This window comes from Photobacterium sp. BZF1 (assembly GCF_014349205.1).
Taxonomy (GTDB): domain Bacteria; phylum Pseudomonadota; class Gammaproteobacteria; order Enterobacterales; family Vibrionaceae; genus Photobacterium.
The window spans coordinates 1-10333 of record NZ_JACSOF010000196.1 but is presented as its reverse complement, the minus strand read 5'-3'; the positions used below and the strand labels follow the sequence as shown (position 1 = coordinate 10333).

General features: G+C 46.6%; 12 protein-coding genes and 1 riboswitch. Of the genes, 4 read left to right on the top strand and 8 right to left on the bottom strand.

Features of this window, described 5'->3' with window-relative positions; genetic code table 11:
* From BIZ37_RS27530 to BIZ37_RS27495, 8 genes are all read right to left on the bottom strand, one after another.
* Positions 1-168, bottom strand: a 168-nt coding sequence (locus tag BIZ37_RS27530) for a TfoX/Sxy family protein (protein ID WP_187464245.1), incomplete at its 3' end; no start/stop codon positions are given.
* Positions 169-292: 124 nt separating this feature from the next.
* Positions 293-397, bottom strand: a riboswitch (cyclic di-GMP riboswitch).
* 193 nt (positions 398-590) lie between these two features.
* A complete protein-coding gene (locus tag BIZ37_RS27525; protein WP_187464244.1) occupies positions 591-1595 on the bottom strand; it encodes a substrate-binding domain-containing protein in 1005 nt (334 codons plus the stop codon).
* Between the two features lie 375 nt (positions 1596-1970).
* A complete protein-coding gene (locus BIZ37_RS27520) occupies positions 1971-2792 on the bottom strand; it encodes a heme ABC transporter ATP-binding protein (RefSeq protein WP_187464243.1) in 822 nt (273 codons plus the stop codon).
* The gene (locus tag BIZ37_RS27515; RefSeq protein WP_187464246.1) at positions 2789-3826 is read right to left on the bottom strand and encodes an iron ABC transporter permease; all 1038 of its coding nucleotides are present in this window, start codon (positions 3824-3826) and stop codon (positions 2789-2791) included. The genes BIZ37_RS27520 and BIZ37_RS27515 overlap by 4 nt, the downstream gene beginning before the upstream one ends.
* A gap of 33 nt (positions 3827-3859) precedes the next feature.
* Positions 3860-4696 (bottom strand): hemin ABC transporter substrate-binding protein, encoded by an 837-nt coding sequence (locus BIZ37_RS27510; RefSeq protein WP_187464242.1) that lies wholly within the window; start codon positions 4694-4696, stop codon positions 3860-3862.
* The gene (locus BIZ37_RS27505; RefSeq protein ID WP_187464241.1) at positions 4693-5115 is read right to left on the bottom strand and encodes a biopolymer transporter ExbD; all 423 of its coding nucleotides are present in this window, start codon (positions 5113-5115) and stop codon (positions 4693-4695) included. Before BIZ37_RS27505 ends, BIZ37_RS27510 begins: the two co-directional genes overlap by 4 nt.
* Entirely contained in the window at positions 5112-5786 is a 675-nt protein-coding gene (locus BIZ37_RS27500) for a MotA/TolQ/ExbB proton channel family protein (RefSeq protein WP_187464240.1), read from the bottom strand. The genes BIZ37_RS27505 and BIZ37_RS27500 overlap by 4 nt, the downstream gene beginning before the upstream one ends.
* A gap of 19 nt (positions 5787-5805) precedes the next feature.
* Positions 5806-6546, bottom strand: a complete 741-nt coding sequence (locus BIZ37_RS27495) for an energy transducer TonB (RefSeq protein ID WP_187464239.1) — start codon at positions 6544-6546, stop codon at positions 5806-5808.
* A 359-nt stretch (positions 6547-6905) separates the two neighbouring features.
* Here BIZ37_RS27495 and hutW point away from each other — a divergent pair, with 359 nt between their 5' ends.
* The 4 genes from hutW (at position 6906) to BIZ37_RS27475 (ending at position 10034) form a co-directional block, all read left to right on the top strand.
* On the top strand, positions 6906-8291 hold the full coding sequence (hutW, locus tag BIZ37_RS27490) for a heme anaerobic degradation radical SAM methyltransferase ChuW/HutW (protein WP_187464238.1): 1386 nt from the start codon (positions 6906-6908) through the stop codon (positions 8289-8291).
* A 51-nt stretch (positions 8292-8342) separates the two neighbouring features.
* On the top strand, positions 8343-8861 hold the full coding sequence (gene hutX, locus BIZ37_RS27485; RefSeq protein ID WP_187464237.1) for a heme utilization cystosolic carrier protein HutX: 519 nt from the start codon (positions 8343-8345) through the stop codon (positions 8859-8861).
* 26 nt (positions 8862-8887) lie between these two features.
* Positions 8888-9445 carry a heme utilization protein HutZ gene (hutZ, locus tag BIZ37_RS27480; RefSeq protein WP_187464236.1) on the top strand — a complete coding sequence of 186 codons (558 nt, stop codon included), beginning with the start codon at positions 8888-8890 and terminating at the stop codon, positions 9443-9445.
* Positions 9446-9638: 193 nt separating this feature from the next.
* Positions 9639-10034 (top strand): hypothetical protein, encoded by a 396-nt coding sequence (locus BIZ37_RS27475; RefSeq protein ID WP_107298404.1) that lies wholly within the window; start codon positions 9639-9641, stop codon positions 10032-10034.
* The last annotated feature ends 299 nt before the right edge of the window (positions 10035-10333 follow it).

Genomic DNA, 10333 nt, shown 5'->3' with positions numbered 1-10333 from the left:
TTCTTGTTCGTTTTTAGCGTTAGCTCGAAGGTGAAGTTTGTCATTTACGACGAGTGCAAACATTGTTTCACCCGCAAAAATCCCAAAGCCACCAAACATTGAACGCGATTTAACGTTATTAAAACAACTAAATAGGCGTAAAGATTCTTTTAAAATTGGTTTGTCCATGCTTCTTCTCGGTGAAAGTTTCTTGGGTCACCTAACAACAGAGCGAGGATTCAAGAATAGCAAATATCAATACATTACACTGTCAGGAAAAAGTAAGACTTTCTTGACACGAGTTGCTATATCCATCGGCAACCCCGCTACCATAAGTTGACTGATTTAATAAAACCCGACGACTCTTAGGCCGGAAGCTTTGCGTCCCTACCTTTCGATAGGTTTGCCTTGTTCGTGACAATTTAAGAATATCTCAGATGATATTTTTGAACTTGATCGCAACTTTGGAAATGTGATGTTGATTCCAGAAATTGCCGTCTAATTCTGCTCGTGAATATATATTTCCATCCCAAAACAAGAGTTAGCAGCCATAAAAAAACGGAGGCACAAGCCTCCGTTTAGATTCTAAAAAAGTAAACGCTGTCGGTTACTTAGTTCAGTTTTTTGACCGAGTTACGGATCACCAATTCAGGTACCATTTCGAAAACCTGGGTTGCGTGCTCTTTGTCTTTCACTCGGTGCATTAATATTTCGACTGCACTCTTACCTAAACGGCGTTTTGGTTGGTGAATTGTGGTTAGCGGTGGCGAGAAGTAAGGCGCCAAATCGATGTTGTCGTAGCCGATGATAGAGATATCTTCAGGTACGTTGATACCTGCCTGCTGGAAGGTACTGATCATTGCCATCGCCATAATATCGTTGAAACAGAAAATCGCACTTGGGCGTTCTTCCATTGCAATGATTTGCTTGGCTGCAGTCACGGCTGACTCACACTCGAAGTCACCTTCAAGGAGCCAATCTTCTTTGACTTCTAGGCCAGCTTCGCTCATGGCTTTGCGGAAACCTTTCAGGCGTTCACGGCAAGCTGTTTTCTCACTGTGGCCCGTCAAACAACCAATGGTTTTGTGGCCATGCTCGATGAAGAACTTGGTTGCGACATAGCCACCAAGTTCGGCGTTATCTTGGATTTTGTCGGTATGCGGGCTTTCTGGACCCCAGTCCATAATCACCATTGGCGTTTCTTTTTGGCGCTCAAGCAGGCCTAGCAGTTGTTCATCGAGGTCTGAACACATAACAAGAAGGCCATCAACACGCTTTTCGGCCAGCATGCGCAGGTAATCACGCTGTTTGGACAGGTTACCTTCGGTATTACAAAGGATCAGGGTGTAGCCTGCACCGTAGCAAAACTCTTCAACGCCATGGACGACTTCTGCAAAAAACGGGTTGGTAGATTTAGTCACCAACATACCAATGGTTCTTGTTGTGTTGCATTTTAGGCTTCGCGCAACTGCACTAGGTGCATAATTCAACTCGTCTACCGCAGCCAGCACTTTCTTTTGGGTTGCTTCTGCGACGAAGCGAGTTTTGTTAATCACGTGAGAGACTGTCGTTGTTGATACACCAGCCATACGTGCAACATCTTTAATCGTTGCCATAGTTATTCTTCTAATAATAAAGGTCAGAGAACCTTATAAATTAATCATTTACTCAACAGAAAAATGAACTAGTTCACCGTCTTCTATTCGAGTAGCTCATTGTTCTGTTGGGTACAAAAAGCAGAAACGACAAATGGCCGCATCTCAAATGGGCGGCTTCATCCTGTCGGTTTTGCTGCGTACCAGCATAATGTGCATATCGCACATGTTGCATGGTTTAATCGCTTGCGTTCACATTTTACTTAGTGTGGCCTAGAGTGCAATGCTTGTTATCTCAAATTGCAATTTTCGTGGTCTACATACGCTTTTCTGCTTGCGATAAAGGCAACGGGGCCAAATTTTGGCCCCGTTGGATTCCATTTTGATGTGTGCTTTTTAGGCTGCGGCCGGAAGCACGATGGGGTAGCCATCGACAGGGTGGCGGGTAATACAAACAGGCCAGCCGTACACCGACTCTATGGTTTCAGCCGTCAGTGCCTGGTGAGGTGTACCGTCTGCTTGTATCTTGCCGTGATTGATAATTACCAGTCGGTCTGCATATTGGGCCGCGAGGTTCAAATCATGAATCACTATGATGACGGCAGCTCCCGCCTGTGCCATCTGTTTGGCCACAATCAACGCGTTGTGCTGGTGGGCAAGATCAAGGGCAGATGTAGGTTCATCTAGCATCAAGATGCAGTTTTCACCCGCTTGGCTGAGTTGTGTCAGTACCCTGGCAAAATGTACCCGTTGTTTTTCACCGCCGGACATTGTTGGGTAGAGGCGCGGCCCAAGGTCGGTTACGCCAACCATTTCCATTTTCTGGTGGGCGATCTGCTTGGTTTTCGCATTGGGTAGTTCAAGCGGCAATGCCCCTAGTTCTACGACTTCCTGCGCCGTAAATGCAAAGGTTAATGAGCTGTGTTGAGGCAGGACACCAAGGTGCTTAGCCAGTTTGCCTGGCTGCCAGTCTTGTCGGCGGTGGCCGAAAAGATCAACATCACCTTTTGCCTCAACCTCACCGCACATCACTTTCAGCAATGTACTCTTGCCAGCGCCGTTAGGGCCGAGCAGAGCTGTCAGTTGACCGCGTTTGATTTGCAGCGAAAAGTCATCCAGTAGGGTTTTACCACCTAGGCTGAGCGAGAGGTTGCGTGCCTCGATGGCAATGTCACTGTTCGCGCCTTGTAATTGCGCTGAGTTGGTTTGCTGGCTCATGACAGTCTGCCCTTTTGCTTGATCAATAAGTAAATGAAGAATGGTGCGCCAAGTAGGGCTGTGATGATACCGACAGGCAACTCTGCCGGAGCCGCAACAACACGGGCAAGCATATCGGCAACCAGCAAGATAAGCGCACCTAGCAAGGCAGATAGAGGTAGCAAGGTTTTATGGTTCGGCCCTGAAATCATCCGGCCAATGTGTGGCACGATAAGCCCGACAAAACCAATGACACCGGTAAGTGATACGGCAATACCAACACCTGCAGCACACAGCAAAATCAGCATGCGCTTCAAGCGCTGGACATTCACACCAAGGTGCTTGGCTTCGGCTTCACCGAGCAAAAAGGCGTTGAGGGCGTTTGCGTTGCGGTCGAAAGAGAACAACAATGCAAACAGCGTAATATAAGCAAGGCCAATACCCGGCCAGGTAGCGCCGGCGAGGGAGCCCATTGTCCATAAAGATAGATCACGCAGTGCCTGATCATCAGCATAGTAGTTCATTAGGCCAAGAGCAGCGCCGGACAAAGCGCCGATAGCAACACCTGCTAAAAGCATAATGGTGACTGAGGTACCATTTTTATCTGTGCCGAGTTGGTAGACCAAAAAGGTACTGACGGCGCCGCCGATGAAGGCGAAAACCGGGACAGTGCCAAGTGTCAGTAGCAGCGGAAAGCTAGCCGCCAGCGGGGCAAAGATAACAATTGAAAGTGCGGCACCGAGGCTTGCACCACCTGAAACCCCAATAATGCCGGGATCAGCCAGCGGGTTGCGGAACAGGCCCTGCATAACAGCACCACACAGTGCCAAAATGGCACCTATGGCCATACCAAGCAAAGTACGCGGCAAACGTATTTGATGGATAACGATTTCAATATGGGCAGGTAAATCCAATTGGATAGGCAATAGCGCTTTGAAGCTGTCAGCGAAACTGATATCCATTGGCCCGACGGCTATCGAGGAGGTAATAGCAAACACCAGAAACGTCAGGCCAACTGGGAAAACGATGCTGGCAGGAATTCGTTGTAACTGCATCATAAATATACTGCTTAAGTGAACGGTAAACCGTTACTGGTTGTAAAACACTTGGTTCAGGCGCTCTGCTTCGCTTAGGCTTTTCAAGCCAAGGCCGCCAATCAGTGCTGTTCCATCTATGGTCACAACCGCTTTGTTTTGGCCTGCAGGTGTCGCAGAGAGTAAAGGCATCTTCTTGAGCAGGTCATCAGCAGACCCTATTTGGCTAAGAGTACGGGAGCTTAGCAAAATGATGTCAGGTTGCATTTCAACCATAGCTTCTAGGGAAACTGGCTTATAAGACTCGACGGCACTTGCCGCTGGGTTGACGGCACCCGCAAGGCGGATAACACTGTCAGCGGTAGTATTTCGGCCTGCAACATTGGCTGGGCGGCCTTCGTGGATCATTAGGAATAAGACTTTTTTCTTATCGCTGTGTTTTGCCAGTTTCTGGTTGATTGAAGCAACTTTTTCTTGCACCTGTACCTTGAGGTCTTGGGCTTCCTGTTCAGTTTTCGTCAACTCGCCGACTTGCTCGATACGCGTCATAAGATCTTCCACAGTCTCACCGGAGTTGACGACATCCACTTCAATACCAGCTTGCTTGATAAGGTCTAATGTGGTTTTTGGGCCCATTTCGTTCGAGCCTAGCAAGCGGGTAGGGTTCAAGGCGATTAGGCTCTCGGCAGAGAGTTGGCGATGATAGCCAAGAACCGGCATATCTTCATCAACCATTGTTTTACTCGTTACATCAACGGCAACCAGTTGTTCTTGTGCACCCATGGCATTGATAATTTCGGTAATCGCTGCCCCTGCACTGATGATGCGCTCACTGGCATATGATGAATTTGCAGCGAGAAGTAATGCGGTTGCCAGAGCAATACGCTTCATGATTTATCCTCTTCCATTAATAGCTGTGTCGCTTTGATCTCATTCTGTTGAAGAAAAGCGAGGAGTTTTAGCATGTTTTCAACCGAACCAGCCTTATCGGCACCGATCACTACGGGCTTGTCAGGGTTGGCTTTTACTTCTTTTAGAAGAGCGGTCTTGAAGGCATCCCAACTATCAATTTCTTCCCCTTGAAGTGCCCAGTAGGGCTCTGTTGAGGTGATGTTGACAGTAATAGGATCTGATTCTGTTTCTTGCAGGGCCTGCGTTTCTGTTTGTGGCAGTTCGACATCCAAAGATTGTATCTTTACGCTGGCAGTCAACAGCAGAAATACCATAACGATAAAGATGATATCGAGCAGAGGCGTTAAATCCGGCTTAAGTTCGTCATCTCCAGTAACGCCTTGATGAGTGCGAATCATGATACTGCCTCTACCTTATCGGCTTTGGGTTGGCAGTTGGTATCAAGTGAAAGCCCTTCCAGCCATAGGTTGCAGTGGTTAAGGCTATGCTCAAGCTTTGCCGTCACTTTATCAGCCCAAAGGCCCAACAGTTGTGAACCGGTTATTGCTGGTAGGGCAATGATCAAGCCTGCAGCAGTTGTACGCATGGCCAGGCCCAAGCCATCAGCAAGATCGTTTGGGGTGACGGCTCCTGAACTCATCGCAATACCCTTGAACATTTCAATCAAGCCAAGGACCGTACCCAACAGGCCAAGTAGGGGGCTGATGACTCCGATAAGACCAAGTAGGCGTAACCCAGAACGCAGCTGAGAGCGTTTTTGTTGCAGCCAAATACCAGCCGCATCTTCGCGCAACGGTTTGGCAAAATGACGGTGCGAAATCAGCATCGATACACCTTTGAAAAGCAAAGGACGCTTTTCCTTCAGTGAAGTTGCTAGCTGATCGAGTCCGGCTTCATCCGTACGACTTTGTTTAGCCAGCAATGCATCAATTTTACTTCTGCCCACGCCAGTGCATAGCAATACCTGTATACAGCGTTCGATGAGTATCATTAGCGTTAGTGCCGAGCAGATCAGCAAAGGCGCTGTCATTAGGCCGAATTGGTTTTGTAGGGAGTGAAACATTTCCATGTGTGAATCCAATTAATTGCTAGTCCAGCTTAAAGCGGACAGGAACTTGTACGCGATGGGCAATGGCTTGACCATCAACAATATGGGAAGAAAAACGCCAGCGTTTGATAGCCTCTAGGGCAGCATCATCAAGGATCTCTGTACCTGATGACTTTAATAGATTTTGTTTTACCTGCTTGCCGGATTCATCAATCCAAATCTCAACCAAAACTTGGCCTTCAATACCACGACGCTTGGCAATGCGAGGGTACTTAACAGGGCTCGGCCGGGTGGCGAAAGTTGGTTTTGTCACGAGCTGAGGCTCACTATTTACTCCTGAAGCGGTCTGAGCGGGAGCCGGCGATTTAACCACTTCTTCAATAACTTTAGGCTTATCGTTCTCAACGGGCTTCTGAACAGGTGTTGGTTTCTTTGCGACCTTTTGTTCGACCTTCTTCTCAACTGGTTTTTTCGGTGCAGGCTTAGTGGCCTTTTTTATCTCGGGTTTAGGCTCAGGCTGCTTTTTCTTTACTAGCTTTTTAACCGCTGTTTCTTCTTTAACGACTTTTTTAGGCGCATCGACTGGCGCTGGAGGTGTTGGCTCGGCTGCAACGGGCTCAGTTGGCTGAGGAGCCGGTGCCGAGACGAGATTAAGCGATACTTTGGTTGAGTCTGTACCAACCGGCATCGCCATCACCATTTTGTTAGGTACAGCTGAAAGTAATAGGCTGTGGGCAAGCACTGATACAACACCTGCTAAGGCATATCTCTTCGCGTTCACTGTTTTACTCCAATCATGCAAAATAATGCTTCATGTGTTTGTAACTATTGAGAAATTGTATAAACAGTAACTTATCAATTAGCTGCTCAAATCAAGAATGGTTATCATTATCCACGTAATCGAAATAATATCAATTATCATTTGCAATATTATTACGGGCTGCTTATGATTGCCTGCGAATAAGAGTGGTTATCATTCCACTCAAATAACAAGGGCATAGCCCATAAGAAAGAAGTCATGCACGTTTGCTCAACGTGGTGCTAGAAGTTAACAGCAAAGAACTGTTGCTCTAGTGAGTAAAACTGACAGGTATCAGCCTGTTGAGGAGGGGCTAGTTTTCTAGCTCAACGAGTAAGTAGATGATTGAAGAACAAGCATTACAATCTGCTGTGTTGGCGCCGGAACTGCTGACCGAGGCAGTCGTAGGGAAGCATACACCTGATCCGCTGCGATTTGCGTTCGCCAATAAGCGTTCGGCGCACGCCGGTGGCATGTCGGCAATGATCGCAGCAGAAGATCAGCAGGCGCTAGCGCTCAAGGCACTGTCCACGGTTCCGGAAAGCCCTAATAGTCGTTGTCTTTATATTCATATCCCATTCTGCCGTGTGCGTTGTACTTACTGTAATTTCTTTCAGTATGCATCGAGCCAGTCGCTAATTGATGATTATTTCGAAGCGCTGATGGTCGAGCTGAAAGCAAAAGCAGCAATGCCCTGGACTCAGGCTACATCTTTCCGTGCAGTATATGTAGGGGGCGGAACGCCAACTGATCTAACCGCTGAACAAGTGACCCGTCTGGGCAAAATGGTGAGAGCTCACTTCCCATTGACGACAGACTGTGAAATCACCCTTGAAGGGCGGATCAACCGTTTTGATGACCGTATGTTCGAAGGGGCGCTGGAAGGTGGCTTCAACCGTTTTTCATTCGGTGTACAAAGCTTTGATACCACGGTCCGTCGCAAGGCTAAGCGCCTTGATGACCGCGAGCCTGTTATGGAGCGCATCCAATCGCTGAGTGCAACCAACGAAGCGCCAATTGTGATCGATTTGCTGTTTGGTCTTCCATATCAAACGATGGATGTCTGGCAGCAAGATTTGGCTGACTTCCTCGGCAGTGGTGCTCATGGTGTCGATCTCTACCAGTTGATCGAAATGGGCGGCACACCAATGAAAGGGATGATCGAGAAAGGCCGACTGCCGGAGCCTGCTGATACGCCAACCAAAGCGTCTATGTTCGAATATGGCGTAAACTTTATGGCAGAGCACCATCTTCGCAGGCTGAGCGGAAACCACTGGGCCCGAGACAACCGTGAGCGCAGTATCTACAACAGCCTTGCAAAAACTTCTGCAGAGGTGTTGCCGCTAGGCGCTGGTGCCGGTGGTAATGTTGGTGGCTATGGTTTCATGCAACATAGAACGTTGGAAGCTTATATAGAAGCTATCAAGGCAGAGCAACTACCGCTTGCCATGATGACGAAGTCGAGCCCTCAGGCTGCGTTGCATGCTGAGATAAAGGCAAGCTTTGACCGTGGGTTCTTGTCTGCAAGAGATTTCCAGCAGAAGTTCTCCCAAGACATCTTTGCACTGTGTAAGCCGCTGTTCGAAGCATGGCAAAAGAATGGCTTAGTGAGACTGGAAGGACAATACCTATCATTAACGCTAGCCGGAACGTTCTGGTCTGTGACCTTGGCTCAGTCGATGATTCAAGTTTTACAACAGCATGCGATGCCAAAAGTCGCTGCATAAAACGAATATAACTAATTAATACTCGTACATTGAAGTACCTGGAGAGAAAACGTGTTTGAAAAAATTTCATTTGAATCGCTAAAAGCTCAGGTTGCAGAACAACTTGCCGCTGAACCTAAACTTCATGCAATGGCGATTGCCGAAACCTTAGGGGTAACCGAAGGTGAAGTCGTGATGGCTTTCCCTGAAGAGTTGGTGGTTGCACTGCCGGGTGAGCATGCCCAAACGATTCTTGAAGAGCTGCCTAACTGGGGCCCAGTTACGACCATCGTTCACTCAATGGCCTCTATTTTTGAAGTAAAAGCGCCTTTCCCTAAAGGAAAAGAGGCTCGTGGTTACTACAATCTAATGGGCAAAGAAGGTGAATTGCACGGCCACCTACGTCTTGACCTCGTGACGGACATTGCTTTGGTAAGCAAGCCATTTATGGGGCAAGAAAGCTACTTCATCGGCTTCTTTGCTAAAGGCGGTGAGTGTGTATTCAAGGTTTACCTGGGCCGCGATAAGAAACGTCAGTTGTTCCCAGAGCAAATTGAAAAATTCCAAGAACTTAAAACTAAATTCAAATAAATAATAATATCCCGGAGAAAGTCAGAATGAATGCTGTAAAGCAAGAGCGCCTTCAAAACCGTCTAGGTCCAGAAATTAAAGAATTCCGCCAGTCTTGCCAGACTATTCAGTTGGCGACCGTTGATGCTGACGGTAAGCCAAACGTGAGCTATGCACCGTTTGCATTGCTTGATGACTGTTACTACGTGCTGATTAGTCAGATTGCTAAGCATGCTCGCAATTTACTTGAGAATCCGCAGGTTTCTTTGATGATGATTGAAGATGAGGCGTCATCTAAAACCATCTATGCCCGTAAGCGACTGACTTTTGAAGCCAACGTCGTTGTGGTTGAGCGTGAAAGCGAGAAATGGCTGGCAGCAGTTGAAGAGTTGAAGTCGCGTTTTGGTGAGATCATCGATGGACTAAGCGGCTTAGAAGATTTCAAAATGTTCCGCTTCGAACCGACTCAGGGCCTATTTGTAAAAGGCTTTGGTCAAGCGTTCCAGGTAAGTGGAGACGATTTAGTCGATTTCGTTCACTTACAAGAGGGTCACCGTCGAATCAAAGACGGTAGCGAAGTGACTCAGCCTACTGAAGAGCTGTAATTTAAAATAAAGTTTTAACTTCCAACAGCCTAGGCCGCTCAACCTAGGCTGTTTTTTTATCTGTCATTATAAGTGACTATAACAGACAATAGCGGATAGGCTTGATCGTGATCAGCGTCTTGATTATCCAAACTTGATAGCGCAAAAATACGTGTGATAATTAGCATAAAGATAATTATCAACGGATAAAGTCATGTCTACTGATCCACGCCGCGAAGTGCGATTTGCGTATATTGCCAGCTTCCTTACTCCACTGACATTGATGATCTCAGGCATCATTGCTGTGATTTACTCAGCGTATAAGCTGAACAAGGGCACTGATGAGCTTAGCTACAGCCACTACTACACCATCATCCGTACCTTCTTTTACTTTTTCACCTTTTTTGTGGTGTTAGGTGTAACCGCAGCAACCACTACGGGGATTATTGCAGGAGCGGAGTATTGGGTATATAGCCCTGTATTGCATAAGATCTTGCAGGCCATTCCAGTTGTTGGTCTTGTTATCGCTTTGCTTGCCATTGTGAAGTGGTTTATCCAGCATATCCAAGGAATGAAACTCCTTAAGGCTAACCAGCCAATGGAATTGTAAATTCAAACCTCTCCATAAATAATAACTCTAAAGCCGATGTTTATGCATCGGCTTTTTTGTTTTTATTTTCCTATTATTCGGCTATTTAATTTCATAAATACTTTAATCGACATGATAAATGTTTTTTAAATATCATTTTGATACTTATATTTAAATTGAAACATTTTCATCTGTTAATTGATAGTTAATGTTATTGTTAGGCATTTGTTGCTGCTATTCGTCTTTGTTGTTTTATTTTAATACCTGACAAATTATATAGTTATTTGTTTTGGTGATTGCGATCATATTTTATTTACTAG